Source organism: Pseudoalteromonas sp. PSi26 (assembly GCF_054960575.1).
On sequence record NZ_JBHNYT010000011.1, the window covers coordinates 1 to 19,328 of the forward strand.

Here is a 19,328-nt window from a genome sequence, read left to right on the forward strand (position 1 = left end):
GATGATAGTGTAGCATTTGCTATGTGAAAGTAGGACATTACCAGGCTTCAAATTGTAGAAACCCGTTACAGCAATGTGACGGGTTTTTTTCTGTCTGGGGTTTAATAAAAATAGCCAAGACCCCATGCCGAACTCAATAGTGGCCGCTCTCGTACATCCTGTACTTCACGGCATTCGTATTCCTATACATCAAACAAAACAGCTCGAAGGCGAGCCCCGACCAATGATAGTATCCCATTTGCTATGTGACTCTCCACCGCTGTTGGCACCACGACATTACCAGGCTTCAAATTGTAGAAAGCCCGACTAGCGATAGTCGGGCTTTTTTACGTCTATAAAAAAGTAATATTCAGCATTCCCTTCTCTAAAGCGCAGCGTCTCCTAAGCGAAGCGCCTCTTTGTGAACATTATTCTAGCTATCCAATACATTGAGCGATGAGAGTTCAGCATTGCACTGTGGCTCTCCACTGCTGTGGGCTCCACGACATTCTACTGCGTATCGCACCGACTTCAAATACAAGCAAGCCCGATTCGAAAGAGTCGGGCTTTTTTACGTTTGCAGGAAAGTAATATTTAGCACTTTCTTCTCTAAAGCGCTGCGTCTCCTAAGCGAAGCGCCTCTTTGTGAACAGTGTTATTCGTTTAAGTTAGATCAATTAGTCGAGAGATATGGTTTATCTATTATCAATTTTATTTATAAAGTCTTTTAACTTTATTGCTAATTATCAAATGCTCATTAAGCAATTAAACTAGCTCCATCTTGTATTTACATACTTACATTAAGACGGAGAAAAGCATGTCTCACCAAATCATTAAAGACTTACATAATAGATACACTGCAAAGCAATATGATTCATCAAAACGTATTTCTGCAGAAGATCTGGAAGTAATTAAAGAAGCAATTCGTCTGTCTGCTTCTTCAATAAATTCTCAACCTTGGAAGTTTATTCTTGTTGAGAGTGAAGAGGGTAAACAACGCTTGCACGACACTTTTGCAAATAAACATCAGTTTAATCAGCATCATGCTAAAGAGGCATCGCATACATTATTACTTGCTTATGATCCTAACTTTACGAAAGAAAAGTTTTCAAAGCGTGTTGATGTGGAAGTCAGCTCTGGCCATTTACCAGCAGATATGCGTGATAACTTCATGGGGGCTTACGCGTTCGCTGAAATGAACACAGATGAAAATGGTTACAACGGTAGTTGGACTAAGGCGCAGGTTTACTTAGCACTTGGTAATGTGCTGCATACATTAGCGCGATTGAACATAGCGTCGACTCCAATGGAAGGCGTTGACCCAGAGCTAATTAGTGAGAAGTTTAATGCTGAACTTGACGGTCATATTTGTGAAGTTGCACTAGCAATGGGTTACCCTAATACCGACGAAGACTGGAACCATGGTTTGCCAAAGGCGCGTTTAGCGGTAGAAGATATTATAACAACCGTATAGCATAAAAAACTTTATTAAAAAGCCGAGGCTATCTCGGCTTTTTTGTGTCTAAAATAAGCCATACGCTTCTGTTTTTTCGGTTTCTTCTTGCAGCGTAGCTGGTTTAAATATGACACTAGGATCGATAAGCACACTATGGTTTTCGGCCATTTTTATTAGGCCTCGCATCATACCTTTAGTTTGTGGGTCTATATCAAAGCCTATATCAGTTAGCTTATCTAATGGTTTGATGTCTTCTTTTTTATAATCTAGGCTGTCTTCCACTTTATCGACGAGTAGCCCCACATGAGGGTTTATACCGTCTTTCGTTGTGAATACAATTATTGGTTTGTAATCTAAAGTAATTTGCTCTTTTGCAGATTCATACAGTCTTTCTAGCTGGGCAATACTGCTACTTTTTATTTTGCTAAGTAAGTTGTTTACCTGCTTATGTTCACCTTGCTTGTGAGCTGTGACTGTTTGCTTAGCTTGTGTGAGTAATAATTCGAAAGGTTCATTAAAGCGAGACATAGTAAGCTTTAAATCAGGATTGTCGGTGTTGAACTCTTGGTAAAAAATAATAAAGTCTTGAAGCTCCGTTTCATTAATAGTTAATGTTTCTGATTGAGTTAAGAGGTTCCTTTCTAGTGTATTGAACCAGCTAGTTTGTTTGTCTTGCCATGATCTTAGCTGTTTTAAAATATGTTTGTTGCTTTGCTCCGTTGATATATTATTTAAAATAATTCCTAAATCGAAAACTGGAGTAGGGATATCCATATAATCTTTAACACCAATAAAGCTTTTGTTGTTGTTTGGTAGTGTTGTGAGATTATTATCAAAGCGCTCGGTTAATAAGATATCAAGTATTTTCAGAGAAATGGTTTTGCAGCCCACTTTAAAGTTTATTAATTCCATGCCTTTATCTTAATTTACCCATTAATGTATTAAGAATAGAACAAATCTACCAAATAGCTTAAGTAACTGTGGTAATTAATCATTGTATTAAGGGGGTGGGTTATTTGATGGCTTTAGCTAGTTTTAACACTGCTTGTTTAAAGCATGTTTCAAGCTCTTTTTTGCCTTGTATATTTAATTGCTCAATGACGTTTGCATCGCTTTCATTTTGCAAAATTAACTTAATTAATAATTGCTTATCGCTTTGTGTTAAGTAATTAATGATTGAGGGCGTCTCAGTGATAACTTGCCAAATAGTGGCCGAAATACTAAATCGAGAAAAATGACTATTAAGTTGTCGTGCTATACGTTTTTGCGTATCTGTACTTATAGGTTTATTTTTAAACGGGGCAATAAGTACACTTACAAGCTGCCAGTCAAGGTGCTTAAAGTGTGTGAGTAAGGCATAAAATATATCGTTTTGAAAATCAGCTTTTAATTGTTTCAGCGTACTTGTATTGTTGTTTAAATACTTCACAACGAGTGCTGAGTGCTCGCCAGTGCTTTTATCTTTTTGATAGCCAAGCTTTATGGTACTAAATCCTTGGCTTTGCCAAAATTTTAATAGCTCAGCCGTAGCGCCAAAACTAGCTCCAAACCAATAACACTCATTACTTACTTTTGATTCGCAGTAACTCAGTAGCGCTTTACCTAGCCCTAGACTGTGAAGGTTAGGAGCAACAGCAATTCTTACTACGCGGGCAGAGAATTGGGTAAGGCACTGGGGATCATTGCTTAGCTGCGAGAGAGTCTGTGCCATTAAATGCCCTTGAGGGCGGCGTTCACCTTTTAGTACTTGCTCAGTTAGCTCGAGGGGTAATCCGCCCTCTATTGAGATTAAACACACTCCTACTAATTGGTTATTTATCTGGGTTATGAATAATCGTTGCGCAGGCGCATCAAGTAGCTGGCGTAAATCATTAACGCTACTTTGATAATGTGCTAAGGAAAGTAATGCAATAACCTGCTCAAGTAACGGCTCGTTGTTTGTGAGTTGTTGTTGAGTAATTTCACTGTGGACTAGCTTATTTAAGCCATTGCTTTGTATTTCTTCGTACTGTGCTTCGAGTGCGAGTAAAGTGCGTATATAGCGCTCTAACGGGTCTGCTTTTGCAAACCTTAACGGTGCATCAAGTGTGACAATATTAGCGGCTTTGTACTTTGCTTTAACATACTGACTAAACCTAATTGTATAACCCCTACCATTGCCCTCATAGCCTACTAAAGTGCTTGCAAATACAATACGCGGATAATGCTTAAGCATTTTGAACAACAAGGGAACAGGTATTGCAGCTGCCTCGTCAACAAGTAATAAATCACACTCTGGCAACGAGCTTAATAATGAGTCTGGAGCAATGTACTGTAAATTGGCAAGCTGCTTACTTTTACTATCGAAGGGGATGTTTAACTCATTGCTTAAGTGTTTAAAGCTACTATGAGTGGCTTTAAATTGTGTGCTGCAAATTAGTATTTTTTTATCTATAAGTTTTGCAGCAGCAAGTCCAAGCGCTGCAGATTTACCACGGCCTCTATCGGCATTAATAAGTAAAGGGCGATTAGCGCGACCATGAGCCACTCTAATTATATTTTCTACACAATGCTGTTGCGGTTCAAAATCTATTTTATTGGTAGAGCTTTCGCTGATGATATTACGTGTACAGCCATGTAATTCACTGAAATGAAAAGCGGGTAACGATTGTATAACGCGGGCAATGCGTTCATTAAAAAAACTATAGTTTACTTTGTACCCGTAAGACTGCACTGTGCTTAGCGCAGGATCTGGCCAAGTTGAAAGCTCGCTTAATTCTGGTAGCAGTAAATATAAAATACCGCCTGCTTTTACTGTACCTGCAATGGCTGCCAATATATCAGGGTGTAAGCCACTAAAGCCATCGTATACGGCGTGTGAATATTCTTGCCCTAAAATCTGATGAGTACGATTAGGCCACTGCGCGTTATTTAATGTGGTATTTTTAGAAACGACGAGTGTGTTTTCAGTTTGAAGTAATTCACCTAACAGCTTGTAGCACCAAGCGGTACTGCCAGTAATAAGCACAAGTTGGCGATGATAAGCGCCAACCAGTGTTTTTTCTAACGTGTTTATGTAAGCTTTATACAGCTTGTAATCGTGCATAAGCCGTTACTAACCATTTGCTGCCTAAGTCATCAAAGTTTACCTGTACGCGCGATTGAGCGCCGCTACCTTCATAGTTAAGTACCGTGCCAATACCAAACTTGGCATGCAGTACACGTTGACCTAAGTTAAAGCCGCTGTTTTCAAAGGCGGCATGGCTTACTGATGCACTAAAGCGACCTGCTGCCGGTGGTCGCGAAACTTGCGTTTTGATACGAATTTCTTCAACGCAGTCTTCAGGAATTTCGCGTAAAAAACGTGAAGGACTATGGTATTTCTCTTGTCCATAAAGGCGGCGGCTTTCGGCGTGGCTAATGTATAACTTATCCATAGCACGAGTCATGCCGACGTAACAAAGGCGACGTTCTTCTTCGAGGCGGCCAGACTCTTCATTACTTTGCTGCGATGGAAACATGCCTTCTTCTACGCCCACCATAAATACAAGCGGGAATTCTAAGCCTTTAGCTGAGTGAAGCGTCATCATTTGTACCGCGTCTTCGTGTTCGTCGGCTTGTCCTTCGCCAGATTCAAGCGAGGTATAGGCTAAAAAGCCTTGCAGGGGTGAGCTAAACTCTTCTTCTTCAGGGAGTTCGTACTGATCGCAGGCACTTATAAGCTCTTCTAAGTTTTCTACACGAGCTCGGCCTTTTTCGCCTTTTTCAGCTTGATACATAGCCATAAGGCCAGAGGTTTGAATTGTGTATTTAGCTTGTTCTTGTAAAGTGAGATCGCTAATTTTGTCTTCAATGTGCTCAACAAGCTCTACAAACTTTGTTACAGCGCCAGCTGCTCGGCCTGATAAGTGCTGTTGTTCAACAATAGCTTTAGCTGCGTACCAAAGCGGAAGTGACTCAGCACGAGCACAATCACGTATATGACTTAATGTTTTATCGCCAATACCGCGAGCAGGAGTATTAATTACACGCTCAAATGCGGCGTCGTCTTGGCGATTACCTACTAAGCGTAAGTACGATAGCGCATCTTTAATTTCTTGACGCTCGAAGAATCGCATACCACCGTAAATACGGTATTTTAAGCCTTCTTGTAGCATCGCTTCTTCAAGTACACGAGATTGCGCGTTACTACGGTACAAAATAGCAGCGTCTTGCAATGCATTTCCGGCATTTAGCCAGCTGCGTAATTTGCTACTTACAAAGCGGGCTTCGTCTAATTCGTTAAATGCGGCATAAATAGAAATAGGTTCGCCGTCGTTACCGTCGGTCCATAAGCTTTTCCCCATGCGCTCTGAGTTATTTTTAATTAGCGCATTAGATGCTTTTAGAATGGTTGCGGTTGAGCGGTAGTTTTGCTCAAGACGAATGGTTTCGGCATCAAAATCAGTTAAAAAGCGTTTAATGTTTTCTATTTTAGCGCCGCGCCAACCGTAAATACTTTGGTCATCGTCGCCTACAATCATAATGCTTTGTGTATCACCAGCAAGCAGCTTTAACCATGCGTATTGAATGGTATTGGTATCTTGGAACTCGTCTACTAGCATGTGCGCAAAGCGCTGTTGGTAGTGGCGAAGTAACGTCGGGTTATTTTTTAATACTTCATAGCTGCGTAGCAGTATTTCAGCAAAATCGACCAAACCAGCCCTGTCACAGGCTTCCTGATAGGCGGCATATACACGCAACATCATTTGCTCGTTTATGTCATACGCTTGAATATCTTTAGGACGAAGTGCCTCGTCTTTTTTAGCGCTGATGTACCAGCCAAACTGTTTAGCTGGCCACTTTTTATCATCAATATTCATTGATTTTAATAAGCGCTTAATCATACGAAGTTGGTCATCAGAGTCTAATATTTGAAAGGCTTCTGGTAAGTTAGCTTCACGGTGATGAGCGCGTAAAATTCGATGTGATAAACCATGGAAAGTACCAATCCACATGCCACCGACGGGTGCTTTTAAGGTTTCTTCAACACGTGTGCGCATTTCTTTCGCTGCTTTATTGGTAAAGGTTACCGCAAAAATACTATAAGCAGAGGCTTGCTCAACCTGCATAAGCCACGCAATACGATGAACCAACACTCGTGTTTTACCAGACCCAGCACCTGCCAATACCAGCATGTTTTGTAATGGGGCTGCAACGGCATCGCGTTGTTTGTCATTTAAGCCGTCGAGTAATTCTGAAACGTCCATCGTTACGCCTTTTTAATCAATATTGAGGGCAGTATAACAGGTGTTTTTGTTAGGCTAAATAAAATACTGTTTTTATGAACAGCTATTATAAAAATTGCCTCTAAAACCAATTGGCAGGATAGTTTTTTTGGTATGGATAAGTAACTAAAATTAATAATAAAAATAATCAAATTGACCTATATTTAGTAAAAAATACCAAAGCAATTAGTGAGTCGTAATTTAACTAACTGATTTTTAAGCTTTAATAAATTGGCATAAAGTGTGATAGTAAGTAGATAACTAAAATTTAAAATTAATTAACTACAGAGGTGAGTATGGCTGATCAAGGGTCTGGCGGTAATGTAATTGCTGCGTTGTGTAATATATTTTTTCCTGGTTTAGGGCAACTAGTACAAGGGCGTATTTTAGCTGCTATATTTTTTGCACTAGCCATTGTCATAAGTTATGCACTTATATATGTACTCGTTGGTTTTGTATTAGTGCCTATTATTTACTTATGGTCAATTATTGACGCCGCGCGTTATAGATCGCGAAGTTAACAGCTTTAGAGCTGAATAAAATGGCGCCCATGTGGCGCTATTTTGCTTTATATGTCCTGTGGTTTGCGGGCGTTTACGTATATAATTACGCAATTAAAGAGTTACAGGCAAACCCTATGGAATATCAATTTATTCGCGACCCTATTAGTGGGCTGCGCATTAAAATAAGCAGCGAGCATGCAATCATTGGCCGTTGGTTAAACGAAGAAATTGGCAAAGACAAAGTGGCTATGGTGCAAGCACTTATTGCGTCGGTAAAAACGAGTTTTGAGCCTGTGACTTTAAAAGGCCAAGAAATAGATTTAATTTTATCTAAAGATGAAGCCTTATTTGAAGCGCATGCACTGCACCAAGACAGCGAAGACTTAATTGCCTACCAAGATGACGATTTAATGCTTGAAGAAAACGACTTAAGCAGTGGTTGTGGTTTTGAAGACTTTATTGACTTAATCGAGTCGTGGTGTGAGTTTACCAGTAATCGATAAAATAATTAAAACAGACATAGCAAATGCAAAAACAGCGCTTTCTCTGTATTATTAAAACAACTAAAAACGACAGGAATTGATATGTCTGCCAATTTAAATAAGCTAGTAGTCATGCTAGAAATGCAAAACGCCATGAATACAAAAGTGCATGAGCAATGGTTTACACAAGGGTTTGAATGGTATCGCGCTATTTGGGTTGAGTGTGCCGAAATGCTAGATCACCATGGCTGGAAGTGGTGGAAAAAACAAACACCCGATACCGAGCAAGTTATTTTAGAATTAGTTGATATTTTTCACTTTGGTTTGTCGCTACGTATTGACGGTAAAACAAGCTATCAAGATTTAGCAAAGCAATTAGAAAGTGAGTTGAGCCAAGTACAGCAAGCTGATGACTTTAAACAAACGTTAGAAATACTTGCGGCATCTGCAGTTGCAGATAAAGCGTTTAATGCAGCAGCATTTGCCGGTTGTATGGCACAAATGGGCATGGATATTGACGATTTATACCGTGGTTACGTCGGTAAAAACACCTTAAATTTTTTCCGCCAAGACCATGGTTATCAAGATGGTAGCTACATTAAAGTATGGAACGGCCAAGAAGATAACGAACACTTGGTTGAAGTGGTCAAAAGCCTTGATACCGAACATGCAGACTTTGCAAAGTTAGTTTACCAAGGCCTTGAGGCACGTTACCCAAAAAGCTAAATAATAGTACGGTAGTCGGTTACATTTAAGTAATCGGCTATTTCGTTGTGTGGTTGCTGGCTGTCGGGGTTGGCAACCGCAAGTAAGTGTCCAATGCCGTATTCTTTTGCGGCATTTAATACAGCTACGCTGTCGTCAACAAACAAAGTGCGTGTTTTGTTAAACCCTAAATCGTTTTGTACTTGGTGCCATAAACTTTGCTGCTCTTTGCTGACGCCATATTCATGCGTCGACACAACACCATCTAAATAATTATCGATTGCGGTGTGTTCAAATTTCATCATGACGTTTTCTGGATGTGCGTTGGTAAGCAATATAAGCTCTTTTCCTGCTTTTTTTAGCTCCGTTAAAAAATAGGGCACGTCGTCACGAACTTTTATAAGGTGCTGTGTTTCTCGTTTTAAATCCATAATTGGTAATTGAAGCTGATCTTCCCAATAATCTAAGCAGTACCACTCAATTTGGCCACTTACAGCTTGGTAGCGTTTAAAAATATCTTTTTTTGCTTCGCTTAAGCTTATATTTTTGGCTAAGGCATGTTGTTGTGGAAGAACAGTTAACCAAAAATGGCTGTCATAATGTAAATCGAGAAGTGTTCCGTCCATATCAAGTAAAACGGTATCGATTTTTGACCAATTTAGCATGGGCTTTTCCCTGTGAAAAGTTTATGATTAAGCACAACTGCCATGATAGCAAATTAACGCCAATGACACAGAAAAAGCATCCAACACCTCCTCAAATCCTAAGTAATAATGTTGTCGCTAAAAGTCGCCTATTTACTGTGGAATCTTTAGAGCTTAAATTTTCGAATGACGAAGAGCGTCAGTATGAACGTATTCGAGGTGGTGGCAGGGGCGCTGTAATGATTGTGCCTATAACGGCCGATAACGAAATGCTGCTAGTGCGTGAGTATTGCGCGGGCACCAATGACTACCAGCTAGGTTTTCCTAAAGGACTTATCGACCCAGGCGAAACGCCAGAGCAAGCTGCTAATAGAGAACTTAAAGAAGAAGTAGGTTTTGGCGCAGACTTTTTTAAACCATTAAAAACAGTGACCATGGCACCCAGTTATTTTAATGCCACTATGCACATTTTATTTGCTAAGCAATTATATCCGCAAACGCTCCTTGGCGATGAGCCTGAGCCTTTAGTTGTTGTTAAGTGGCCATTAACGCAATGGCAGTCATTATTAGAGCAAGTTGATTTTACCGAAGCACGAAGTGTTGCCGCTTTGCTATTATTAGATAAGTACTTAGCATCTGGAGCTGCCGATGAATAATTTATTAGAACCTTGTATTGAATTAGCCGAACGTGCAGGCGATGCCATTATGGCTATATACAAAAAAGATGATATTGGCCAACAAGAAAAGTCAGACCACACACCAGTAACTAAAGCCGATTTAGCTGCAAATGATGTGCTTGTTGCAGGCTTAAAGGCACTTGCGCCCGATATTCCTATTATGTCGGAAGAAACACCTATTCCTGCATTAGCCGATAGGCAAGATTGGCAGCGTTATTGGTTACTTGATCCCATGGATGGCACAGGTGAATTTATTTTAGAAAGTGGTGATTTTGCGGTAAATATTGCGCTTATTGAAAATAACCACCCTGTGTTGGGTGTAATTCATTGGCCGTCAAAAGGTATTACGTATTTTGCGAGTGCTAAAAATGGTGCTTTTAAGCGTGAAGAAAAGAGCGACACACGAATATACGTAGCTCCGCCTGAAAGTTTAACACTAGCGGTAAGTCGCCGTCAGAAAATTGAGTCGGTGAGTCAATACTTAAATAGCCAATTTACAACTATTGCAGTTGGTTCGTGCTCGTTAAAAGCATGTATTGTTGCTGAGGGTAAAGCGGACTGCTTTTTAAGAATAGGCCCAACGGGTGAGTGGGATACAGGGGCTTCACAAGTTATTGTAGAAGAAGCGGGCGGCTGCATTACTGATGCAGAGTTTAACCCTTTAACCTATAACCAACGTGAGAGCACTGAAAACCCAGACTTTATTGTAATGGGCCACCCTGATTGGGAGTTTCAAAAAATGATTACTCCTCACCAAAGAGCGAGTATAGAATAGAGTTTTGATTGCTTTTTGTTCACTTGAACAGTTTTAGGTAGTTAAAACCTTGCATTCTAAGTTTATTCCTATATAGTAGCGCTCTCTTCAAGGCAGGCTCGTAAATATTACGAAAATGTTTTAAAGAAATTACAGGCGCGGGATGGAGCAGCCTGGTAGCTCGTCGGGCTCATAACCCGAAGGTCGTCGGTTCAAATCCGGCTCCCGCAACCAATTTTTTATAAAACTTGGTTACTGTAAACTCTAACTTAAGAGATAAAATTAAGTAGTCGATAGACTTTAAATATACAGGCGCGGGATGGAGCAGCCTGGTAGCTCGTCGGGCTCATAACCCGAAGGTCGTCGGTTCAAATCCGGCTCCCGCAACCAATTTTTTAAATTGGACGCCACGTTGTAATGTAAGCAACGTTAAATAAGTATGCATATTTCAGGCGCGGGATGGAGCAGCCTGGTAGCTCGTCGGGCTCATAACCCGAAGGTCGTCGGTTCAAATCCGGCTCCCGCAACCACTGAAATAAAAAGCACTATTAAAGCAACACGCCTAAAGCGTGTTTTTTTATGCCTGAAATTCAGTGAAATGAGTAGCTCGTCGGTCTCAGCTCTTCATTAGCCAGCAAAGGCCATCTATTAAAATCCGGCTCCCGCAACCACTGAAATAAAAGCACTATATAAAGCAACACGCTAAAAGCGTGTTTTTTTATGCCTGAAATTCAGTGATACCTAATAACAAAGCTGTGATTACATTTACCCCATTTACTTATACTAATCATTTTAAGTTTTTTATTACTTAACACCCCGTGCTGGGTATGTTAAAACGGCTGAAATATTTTTAAGCGCACTTTTACATGACAGAACTTTACCACTGGTTTGATTTAATCGGCATTGCTGTGTTTGCTATTTCAGGCACATTAGTGGCCTACGAGAAAAAAATGGATGGTTTTGGGGTTGTAGTATTAGCAACAGTGACCGCTATTGGTGGAGGAACGGTGCGTGATGTTATTTTAGATGTGCCGGTATTTTGGTTGCATGACCAGAGTTATTTTTTCGCTATTTTAGCCGCAGTGCTTATTACGTCTCGGCTTATTAATAAGCAAAAATCAATTCCGTATTACACACTTCAAATAGCGGATGCATTCGGCTTGGCTTTTTTTGCTGTAATGGGTACTCAAAAAGCACTACTTGCAGGCATGCCAGAAATGACAGCAATCATAATGGGAGTCATAACGGCTTGTTTTGGAGGCTTAATACGTGATGTGCTCGCCCGCGAAATCCCTATGTTGTTAAAAGGAGAGCTCTATGCCATTACCTGTATTGCGGGTGGTATTGTTTATACACTTAGTGTGTATTTTTCATTTGTGACTGAGCTGGCGATGGTATTGGCAATGTTGATGACATTATTCTTACGTTTTTCAGCAATAAAATGGAAAATCACATTACACGTTTTTAAATATCCTGACTAAACTTACTTAATCATAGGATTGGTTAGGATAAGGAATGTCATTAGCTCGTATATATTCTCGTGCTCAGGTAGGTATTAATGCCCCTGAAGTTATTGTAGAGGTTCACTTAGGAACTGGTTTACCCGCATTCCACATTGTAGGCCTTCCTGAGGCCTCTGTTAAAGAGTCAAAAGACAGAGTGCGCAGCGCGCTGGAAAACTCTCAATTTGGTTTTCCTGATCAACGCATTACTGTTAATTTAGCGCCCGCCGACTTACCCAAAGACGGTGGCCGGTTTGATTTGGCGATTGCCGTAGGCATTTTGGTGGCATCAGGGCAAATAGTGTGCCCTGATATTCATAAATATGAGTTTTACGGTGAGCTTGCACTCAACGGTGAGGTACGTGGAGTAAATGCTATTTTGCCCTCTGTACTTGCAGCTAAAGAACAAAACCGCTGCTGTTTTTTACCCATAGCTAATGATAGCCTGGCAAGCCTTGTAAATGGCGTAAAACGTAAAGCGGTAAGTTCGATTCAAGAAGTATGGGGTGATTTACTAAACCAGCAGCCGTTGCCGTTAAATATAGAGTATCCAGACTGTACGCAGGCACCTGACTTTTTACTCGATTTGAGCGACGTAAAAGGTCAACCCGGCGCTAAACGTGTATTAGAAATAGCCGCTGCAGGCGGGCACAACTTGCTGTTTTTAGGTCCACCGGGAACCGGTAAATCAATGCTTGCTCAGCGAATGGCCACAATAATGCCGGCTATGTCTGATGACGAGGCACTTTCAACTGCCGCACTTTATTCAATTATTGGTCATTCAATCGATTTAACAAACTGGCGGCAGCGCCCTTTTCGTAATCCTCATCATACCTGCTCGGCGGTTGCATTAGTAGGGGGTTCATCAAATCCTAAGCCGGGTGAAATTTCGCTGGCACACAATGGGGTATTATTTTTAGATGAGCTACCAGAGTTTGAGCGCAAAGTGCTCGACTCCCTTCGTGAGCCAATGGAAACCGGTACGGTAACTATTTCGCGTGCGGCGCGGCAAATGGAGTTCCCTGCGCAGTTTCAGCTCATTACAGCGTTAAACCCAAGTCCTACGGGAAGCCACACCGATAAACGAGCAACACCCGATCAAGTTATACGTTACTTATCTCGTGTATCAGGCCCATTTGTTGACCGTATTGATTTGCAAATAGAACTACCACGGTTAACAAGCGTAGAACTGCAAAGCACTAAACAAGAAGAAACCAGTGCACAGGTGCGTGCGCGGGTAGAAGCAGCTTATTACATACAGTTAAAACGCCAAGGTAAGGTGAATGCGCGGCTTAATAATAAAGAAATGAGCATCCACTGTGAGCTTGCCCCAGCAGAGCTGCAGTTTTTAGCTAAAGCTAGTGAAAAGCTGTCTTTATCGCCGCGCTCTTATCATAGGGTCATTAAAGTAGCGCGTACGATTAGCGATTTAAAAGGGAATGAAAAAATTAGCCTAGACGATTTAAAAGAGGCATTAAATTACAGAGCCTTTGAACGTTTAATTGCTCAACTTACTAAGTAGCTTAAATTGAGGCTAAACTGTTTTTACTAGCGGCTATAAAGAGAGCATATAACCTTTACCACGCACAGTGACAATACGCTTTTGATCTTTTTCATCGTTTAGTTTTTTACGTAATCGACCAATAAGAACATCGACTGTACGATCGTTAGGGCTCCAATCGGGCTGTCCTATTTCTTCAGATATTTTTTCACGTGAAGTGGCTTTACCTGCATTACTTATTAAGCAAATAAGTACTTTGTGCTCTGCTTCAGTTAAACGTGATTCAACACCCGAGGAGGTAATAAGGGTGCGATTATCGGGATGTAATTTAAAGTCGGCGTATTCAATAAACTCTTCGCTTTCGTCGCTATCCATATTAACGGCAACGCGCTTATATAAAGCGCGCATGCGCAGTTCAAGCTCAAGCAAATCAACAGGCTTACAAATATAGTCGTCAGCACCTTGTGCAAGGCCTGCTATTCGATCTGCTTGTGAATCACGACTAGAAAGCACAATAACACCAATATCTGTTAGTGTATTAAGTTCTTTAGCGAGCTGAAGGCCGTCTATTTTAGGCAGTACAATATCAATAATAGCGAGGGTAAATGCATCACGCAGGTTAACTCGCTGCCTAACGATGCTCAATGCATCAGCGCCAGTTGAGTCTACTTCTATTGTAAATTCGGTCTCTGCAAAGTGATTTTGAATGCGTTTAACGAGTATTTCATCGTCTTCAACCAATAAAACATTAATAGCCATAGTACTTTATTTTAAATGCTTGTAGCTTTGTATGGTAGCACCATTAGGTAAATACTGAGAAGGGGTTACATGCTAGTTTTAAGTAACTTAATATTTCAAAAATATTAAAATAATTATAAAAAAATCAAAAAAAGCGCCCCATATTCAAGGGCGCTTTTCATAAAGATATAAAATTCCGGTTTAAATTACTTATTTTCGTACATTGAATCCCACCATTGTGGTTCGTCTTTTAGTTTTTTATCAAAGTATGCCAGCATAGTATTCCACCAGTTAAAGCGCTTATCGCGCGCAAAAATTTGATGATCGGCGCCTTTATACTCAATAAGCTCCACGTCTTTATTTAGTAGTTTAAGTGCGGTGTACATTGTTAAGCTTTCGCCTACGGGTACGTTAGTATCACTGTCACCATGAATAAGCAGTAATGGTGTAGTTACTTTGTCTGCATGAAATACCGGGCTATGTTGGCTATACAGATTGGCGTTATTCCATGGGAAGCTGCTTTTAGATGCTTCACCAGAGTATAAGTAGCCCCACCACCCTTCGCCCCAATAAGAGGTTAAGTTTGAAATACCGGCATGGGAAATAGAAGCGCTAAATAAATCGGTTTTTGTTGCCAATAGCATAGTCATAAAGCCACCATAAGAGGCACCTAAATTACCGACCTTAGTGTTATCTACGTAGTCGTATTGTTTTAAAAAAGCCTGTGTTCCTTCGATAATATCGTCGGCGGTGTAATCACCCCATGCATTGACGTGTTGTGCTGAGAACTTTTGTCCAAAACCTGTTGCGCCGGTAGGTTGTAATACATAAACCACATAACCGTTTTCGGCCCATAAGTTAAATGGGTAACGGCCAGTAAAACCACGGGTAACAGGTGATGTACCACCGTAATAATAAACAAGTGCAGGGTACTTTTTAGTTTTATCTAGGTTACTTGGCACATAAACACGCCCGGTTATTTCAACGCCACTTTTATTAGTAAAGTTAAACTCTTCAAGGGTGGGTATTGTTGTATTGGCATAAGCAATTGGTTTTGAATCCCAAATAAGATCGGTTTTGTTTTTACTAATATTAAGGCGTTTGAGCTGTTGCGGTGCTAAAGCACTTGTGCCGGTGATTAACACTTGTGAATTGCGCCCATGTGAAACGCTAAATTTTTCTACAATATCCACATTGGTATTTAACTTTTTAAAGCGCTGCTTACTGAGGTCGAATAGATACAATGGCTGGGTATCTTTTTCGGTCACTTTAAGTACCGCATCGCCGTTTTCTAACACGCTTAGCTGACTAATCGATGGGTCGAATTGTTTACTGAGCGCAGTGACATTTTTTCCGTTGTTAGTTAACAGGTAAAGCTGTCCGTCGTAGTTATTAGCAAGCATTGACTTTGGCAACGCTCTGCCAGCACCATTTTTAAAGTCGGGACCTGCAACAACATACACGTCTTTGTTTGCGTATTTTGCTTGGTTAAATGTTTTAAATTTACCAAGTGACAAAAGCTTGTTTGATTTTATATCTAGCTCAACGAGCTCTGTCTCAGGGTGAGTAGACGCTTGCATGGCCATAACCGAACGGCTCATTAATACTTTTCCACGCGTACTATTTAAATCTTCAAAGCTATGAGAAAGCGGGCCTTGGCTAAGTGCTTTTGTTAAGCCACTTTTAGTATCAAGCATATAAAGTTGGCTGGTGGTGCGCGCGTATGACCAACGATCTTGAAGGCCTTTATAATGCTTGGTTAAGTTGTTGCTACTCTCTGGTGATTTTGACCAGCTAAATACTAGGCTGGTGTCGTTAAAAAAGGTGAAGCCACTGGCGCCGGCTAAGTCGTTTGCCAGTGTTTTAATGGCTAAACTTTTTCGATTAAGTTGTTTAAGCTCACCCTTTAATAAATACACTAAGTACTGATTATCTGGGCTCCAAATAATGTTGCTTGGTTGCCCATCTTCAAATCGATATACAGTTGAGTTGTCGGTATTTTTTAACTCGGTAACCAAGTTGGCTTGATTTTGAGTTTTATCGTCGTAAGTGCGCTTAGTGGTTATGTATTGCTCTGCGTTAGGCGCTAAAGATATATTACTCATGGTTGGCGCATCAAACAGTTGCTTTGCTGATAAGCGCTTTGTGTATGATGTATTTAGCGTAATTTTATCAGTGTCACTCTTAGGGGTGAAATCAATAATCACATCACTCCAGTTTGCGACTTGTTGCGCCAAAATAATAACGCTGTGGGTGGAGTTAGTTAATGCAAGCTTATAACTGTTTTTATCCCCTTTTTGGGGTTCGCCATTAATAAATAATTGCCCCTTTTCAATCCCTTTTAATGTTAAGGTGCCTTGTGTAAAACGCTCTGTTTCAATATTAAATTTTAGTGCTTGCAGTCCGCCAAGGGTAAGTGCGCTTACTTTATTGAATGGCTGCCAGCTTTGTTTTTTACCGAAAATAGAAAAACTGTCTGAGTTTGCTTGTAATTGTGGCAAAAGGTTGTTGATAATGGCTGAGCCATGCGGCGTTTGAAAAGGTTTTAATTGCATATCTTCGGCAATAGGGCCGATAAATTGAATTTTTGATTTGTCCAATGGTTCAGCAATTGCTGCAAAGCTTAAACTGCTAAAGGCTAATAAACCTAAGGCTCGTTTAAATTGCTTGTTGCGGTAAAACCAAGGTGCATTAAATTTCATTATTGTGCCTGTTATTATTGGGTATTTGGTCAAATATAGCATGTATTGTTACCATGCTCACATATCCAATATAAAGGAGAAAAAGTGACTTTACTGATTGTTTATATGGTTGTGGCCATTGTTATTTCGTTTTTGTGCTCTGTGATGGAAGCGGTGCTGTTAAGCATTTCGCCAAGCTATGTTGCATCACTTAGAAAAGAGCAACCTGTGCTTGCTAAGCAACTTGAAAAACTAAAAAATAATATAGATCAGCCACTGGCAGCTATTTTGACTTTAAACACCATCGCGCATACAGCGGGTGCGGCGGGTGTAGGGGCGCAAGCGGCTGTGGTTTTTTCTGATGCCGCAGTGGGGATTGCCTCAGCAATTATGACCTTACTGGTATTAATCCTTTCTGAAATTATTCCAAAAACTCTGGGTGCTAATTATTGGCGAGCCTTAACGCCAAGTGTTACCTACTCTTTACGGTTTTTGGTGATTTCGCTAAAGCCCTTTGTATGGTGTGCGCAAAAGTTAACAAACCTAATGGGGCCAAAGCACGACGAAGCTTACTATATTCGCCAAGAAATAGAAGCCATGGCCGATATTGGCACTGAATCGGGCGCTTTGCACGAAGATGAGTCTGAAATTATTCGTAATCTTTTACATTTTAGGCATGCAAAATTGTCTGATTTAATGACGCCACGCACAGTTATTTTTAAAGTACATAAAGACTTAACAGTAAACCAATATTTAAATGAGCACGGCTCGTCATCGTTTTCCCGCGTATTAATATTCGATAAAGATGCCGACGACATTGTCGGTTTTGTGCATAAAAACGATATTATGTTGGCGTATCATCGTTTAGGCACCGATTATAAAATCAGTAAGCTGATCAAACCAATTTATACAGTACCCACATCTCAAAATGTATCGTCATTATTGCAAACGCTACTAACTCAGCGTACGCACATATGTTTAGTCGTGGATGAATACGGAGAAGTGCGCGGCATAGTAACGCTTGAGGATATGATTGAATCACTAATGGGCTTAGAAATAGTCGACGAACGCGATCAGTCAACCAATATGCGTGCAGTGGCAAAGCAACGCTGGCGTAAGCGTTTGGCCAGCAGTGCGCATATTGTAAGTGAAGAAGACGAATATCCTGAAGAAGAAAAGTAACCTTTCACTCGCAACGTTAGCTATTGTTAGTTACTTAAATACAATAGTTAACGTCTGCCCTCGTGTTTTTTTAGCCAAACGGTATACTAGCGCGATTATTTTAAATGGCTTTAATTATGATAAGAATAGACCTCACCTTGGCTGAACAGCCATTTTCATTAATGGTTTCTGGGCAGCAAATAGTGCAAGTATTTCATAACCAGCAAGCTATTGCGTTCGATACTCCTCGAGAACATTACTATCAATTTAACTTTAAAGATAAATTAATAGGCATAGATACCAGCACAACTGCCGAGCAAAGTATTTCGTTATTTGTAGATGAGCAATTTGCTACCCAGCTCGCTTTACCAGCCCCAGTTAATGGTGAACCTAAAAGAGGTTTTTTAGGTTTTGCTGCGTTAGGCTTTAAACTATTTAAAAGCGCAAAAGTAGTAAAGGCTGCGCTGGCAGGTGCATCTGTTGCTGGGTATGCCTGGCTATTTAGCATTGAATTTGCGCTTATGCTTATTGCGTGTTTAGTAGTGCATGAGTATGGGCACGTAAGAGCAATGAAGTACTTTGGTATAAAAACCAAAGGTATTTACTTAATCCCATTTGTAGGAGGGTTAGCTGTCAGTGACGATAAAATAACAACCCGCTGGCAAGATGTGGTGATATCGCTCATGGGACCTGCTTTTGGCTTAATAACCTCTATGTTGGGTGTTGTTTTATATTACGCCACGGAGATGGAAATATTTGCTGGTGTTGCGGTACTCAGTGCATTGCTTAACTTATTTAACTTACTGCCTATTTTACCGCTAGATGGTGGGCATGTTTTAAAGAGTATCAGCTTTTCTATGCGCTCATGGATTGGACTAAGTGTATGCTTGCTGGGTGTGTTATTTGGCTTATGGGTTAGTTATACATTTGGCTTAATGCTACTGGTGTTCTTTTTATTTGTTGGCGCATTGGAAATTATATTTGAATGGCGCGGACGACATTACTCGCATTTAATACCACTAGATAAATACGGACAAGGCTTTTCAGCGGTTATGTATGCACTGGTAGTTGCAGGGCATGTAGCAGTGATGATGCATTTTGCAGATTCTGACAATCCAATACTCAGTTTGCCGATGACAATTTTATCGAGCTAAAAAAAACAGTACGGCAGCTCAAATTTTGCTGGCCATGCTGTTTTTTTTGTTCGGTTTTTACTGTTTTTAAAGATTTTTGTATGTTTATTGTTGCTTTTCTGTAACTTAATATGTAGCTTACCGGTATAATATTTGTTCAGGGATT

At 40.5% G+C, this 19,328-nt stretch carries 16 protein-coding genes and 3 tRNA genes; 13 read left to right on the forward strand and 6 right to left on the reverse strand.

The window, feature by feature from the left end; translation table 11 throughout:
- Positions 1-796: 796 nt before the first annotated feature.
- Positions 797-1,453 (forward strand): nitroreductase family protein, encoded by a 657-nt coding sequence (locus tag ACFI34_RS12545; protein WP_462673743.1) that lies wholly within the window; start codon positions 797-799, stop codon positions 1,451-1,453.
- Between the two features lie 48 nt (positions 1,454-1,501).
- Here ACFI34_RS12545 and ACFI34_RS12550 read toward each other — a convergent pair whose 3' ends face one another.
- The 3 genes from ACFI34_RS12550 to uvrD form a co-directional block, all read right to left on the reverse strand.
- Complete coding sequence (locus ACFI34_RS12550) at positions 1,502-2,347, reverse strand: chemotaxis protein (RefSeq protein WP_462673744.1); 846 nt, start codon at positions 2,345-2,347, stop codon at positions 1,502-1,504.
- A gap of 100 nt (positions 2,348-2,447) precedes the next feature.
- Complete coding sequence (locus tag ACFI34_RS12555; protein ID WP_462673745.1) at positions 2,448-4,520, reverse strand: tRNA(Met) cytidine acetyltransferase TmcA domain-containing protein; 2,073 nt, start codon at positions 4,518-4,520, stop codon at positions 2,448-2,450.
- Positions 4,498-6,663, reverse strand: coding sequence for a DNA helicase II (uvrD, locus tag ACFI34_RS12560; RefSeq protein WP_462673746.1), 2,166 nt, complete (start codon positions 6,661-6,663; stop codon positions 4,498-4,500). The genes ACFI34_RS12555 and uvrD overlap by 23 nt, the downstream gene beginning before the upstream one ends.
- A gap of 314 nt (positions 6,664-6,977) precedes the next feature.
- Between uvrD and ACFI34_RS12565 the strand changes: the two genes are divergently transcribed.
- The 3 genes from ACFI34_RS12565 to ACFI34_RS12575 all read left to right on the forward strand — a co-directional run bounded on the left by ACFI34_RS12565 (position 6,978) and on the right by ACFI34_RS12575 (position 8,392).
- Positions 6,978-7,202, forward strand: coding sequence for a hypothetical protein (locus ACFI34_RS12565; RefSeq protein WP_006791382.1), 225 nt, complete (start codon positions 6,978-6,980; stop codon positions 7,200-7,202).
- 116 nt (positions 7,203-7,318) lie between these two features.
- Positions 7,319-7,687, forward strand: coding sequence for a YacL family protein (locus tag ACFI34_RS12570; RefSeq protein WP_462673831.1), 369 nt, complete (start codon positions 7,319-7,321; stop codon positions 7,685-7,687).
- Positions 7,688-7,768: 81 nt separating this feature from the next.
- On the forward strand, positions 7,769-8,392 hold the full coding sequence (locus ACFI34_RS12575; RefSeq protein ID WP_462673747.1) for a dUTP diphosphatase: 624 nt from the start codon (positions 7,769-7,771) through the stop codon (positions 8,390-8,392).
- On the opposite strand, the gene yrfG is transcribed toward ACFI34_RS12575, so the two are convergent.
- Positions 8,389-9,036 carry a GMP/IMP nucleotidase gene (gene yrfG, locus ACFI34_RS12580; RefSeq protein ID WP_462673748.1) on the reverse strand — a complete coding sequence of 216 codons (648 nt, stop codon included), beginning with the start codon at positions 9,034-9,036 and terminating at the stop codon, positions 8,389-8,391. The genes ACFI34_RS12575 and yrfG overlap by 4 nt on opposite strands.
- Positions 9,037-9,098: 62 nt before the next feature.
- Between yrfG and nudE the strand changes: the two genes are divergently transcribed.
- From nudE to ACFI34_RS12615, 7 genes are all read left to right on the forward strand, one after another.
- On the forward strand, positions 9,099-9,671 hold the full coding sequence (nudE, locus tag ACFI34_RS12585) for an ADP compounds hydrolase NudE (RefSeq protein WP_462673832.1): 573 nt from the start codon (positions 9,099-9,101) through the stop codon (positions 9,669-9,671).
- Positions 9,664-10,467 (forward strand): 3'(2'),5'-bisphosphate nucleotidase CysQ, encoded by an 804-nt coding sequence (cysQ, locus tag ACFI34_RS12590; RefSeq protein ID WP_462673749.1) that lies wholly within the window; start codon positions 9,664-9,666, stop codon positions 10,465-10,467. The genes nudE and cysQ overlap by 8 nt, the downstream gene beginning before the upstream one ends.
- Positions 10,468-10,603: 136 nt before the next feature.
- Positions 10,604-10,680 (forward strand) — tRNA-Met (locus tag ACFI34_RS12595).
- A 79-nt stretch (positions 10,681-10,759) separates the two neighbouring features.
- Positions 10,760-10,836, forward strand: a tRNA-Met gene (locus tag ACFI34_RS12600).
- Between the two features lie 63 nt (positions 10,837-10,899).
- Positions 10,900-10,976 (forward strand) — tRNA-Met (locus ACFI34_RS12605).
- A 336-nt stretch (positions 10,977-11,312) separates the two neighbouring features.
- Positions 11,313-11,927 (forward strand): trimeric intracellular cation channel family protein, encoded by a 615-nt coding sequence (locus tag ACFI34_RS12610; protein ID WP_006791375.1) that lies wholly within the window; start codon positions 11,313-11,315, stop codon positions 11,925-11,927.
- Between the two features lie 34 nt (positions 11,928-11,961).
- Positions 11,962-13,470, forward strand: coding sequence for a YifB family Mg chelatase-like AAA ATPase (locus ACFI34_RS12615; protein WP_006791374.1), 1,509 nt, complete (start codon positions 11,962-11,964; stop codon positions 13,468-13,470).
- 33 nt (positions 13,471-13,503) lie between these two features.
- Here ACFI34_RS12615 and ACFI34_RS12620 read toward each other — a convergent pair whose 3' ends face one another.
- Entirely contained in the window at positions 13,504-14,208 is a 705-nt protein-coding gene (locus tag ACFI34_RS12620) for a response regulator transcription factor (RefSeq protein ID WP_006791373.1), read from the reverse strand.
- A 185-nt stretch (positions 14,209-14,393) separates the two neighbouring features.
- Complete coding sequence (locus ACFI34_RS12625; protein WP_462673750.1) at positions 14,394-16,889, reverse strand: alpha/beta hydrolase family protein; 2,496 nt, start codon at positions 16,887-16,889, stop codon at positions 14,394-14,396.
- Between the two features lie 84 nt (positions 16,890-16,973).
- Here ACFI34_RS12625 and ACFI34_RS12630 point away from each other — a divergent pair, with 84 nt between their 5' ends.
- Complete coding sequence (locus ACFI34_RS12630) at positions 16,974-18,050, forward strand: hemolysin family protein (protein ID WP_462673751.1); 1,077 nt, start codon at positions 16,974-16,976, stop codon at positions 18,048-18,050.
- A gap of 116 nt (positions 18,051-18,166) precedes the next feature.
- Positions 18,167-19,183, forward strand: a complete 1,017-nt coding sequence (locus ACFI34_RS12635; protein ID WP_462673752.1) for a metalloprotease — start codon at positions 18,167-18,169, stop codon at positions 19,181-19,183.
- The last annotated feature ends 145 nt before the right edge of the window (positions 19,184-19,328 follow it).

Bases quoted from the DNA above. Each gene is read 5' to 3' on its own strand.
- ACFI34_RS12610 (WP_006791375.1), top strand. From the start codon at position 11,313: ATGACAGAACTTTACCACTGGTTTGATTTAATCGGCATTGCTGTGTTT.
- ACFI34_RS12635 (WP_462673752.1), top strand. From the start codon at position 18,167: ATGATAAGAATAGACCTCACCTTGGCTGAACAGCCATTTTCATTAATG.
- ACFI34_RS12615 (WP_006791374.1), top strand. From the start codon at position 11,962: ATGTCATTAGCTCGTATATATTCTCGTGCTCAGGTAGGTATTAATGCC.
- uvrD (WP_462673746.1), bottom strand. From the start codon at position 6,663: ATGGACGTTTCAGAATTACTCGACGGCTTAAATGACAAACAACGCGAT.
- ACFI34_RS12625 (WP_462673750.1), bottom strand. From the start codon at position 16,889: ATGAAATTTAATGCACCTTGGTTTTACCGCAACAAGCAATTTAAACGA.
- ACFI34_RS12620 (WP_006791373.1), bottom strand. From the start codon at position 14,208: ATGGCTATTAATGTTTTATTGGTTGAAGACGATGAAATACTCGTTAAA.
- ACFI34_RS12550 (WP_462673744.1), bottom strand. From the start codon at position 2,347: ATGGAATTAATAAACTTTAAAGTGGGCTGCAAAACCATTTCTCTGAAA.
- ACFI34_RS12555 (WP_462673745.1), bottom strand. From the start codon at position 4,520: ATGCACGATTACAAGCTGTATAAAGCTTACATAAACACGTTAGAAAAA.
- ACFI34_RS12575 (WP_462673747.1), top strand. From the start codon at position 7,769: ATGTCTGCCAATTTAAATAAGCTAGTAGTCATGCTAGAAATGCAAAAC.
- ACFI34_RS12545 (WP_462673743.1), top strand. From the start codon at position 797: ATGTCTCACCAAATCATTAAAGACTTACATAATAGATACACTGCAAAG.
- ACFI34_RS12565 (WP_006791382.1), top strand. From the start codon at position 6,978: ATGGCTGATCAAGGGTCTGGCGGTAATGTAATTGCTGCGTTGTGTAAT.
- yrfG (WP_462673748.1), bottom strand. From the start codon at position 9,036: ATGCTAAATTGGTCAAAAATCGATACCGTTTTACTTGATATGGACGGA.
- ACFI34_RS12570 (WP_462673831.1), top strand. From the start codon at position 7,319: ATGGAATATCAATTTATTCGCGACCCTATTAGTGGGCTGCGCATTAAA.
- nudE (WP_462673832.1), top strand. From the start codon at position 9,099: ATGACACAGAAAAAGCATCCAACACCTCCTCAAATCCTAAGTAATAAT.
- cysQ (WP_462673749.1), top strand. From the start codon at position 9,664: ATGAATAATTTATTAGAACCTTGTATTGAATTAGCCGAACGTGCAGGC.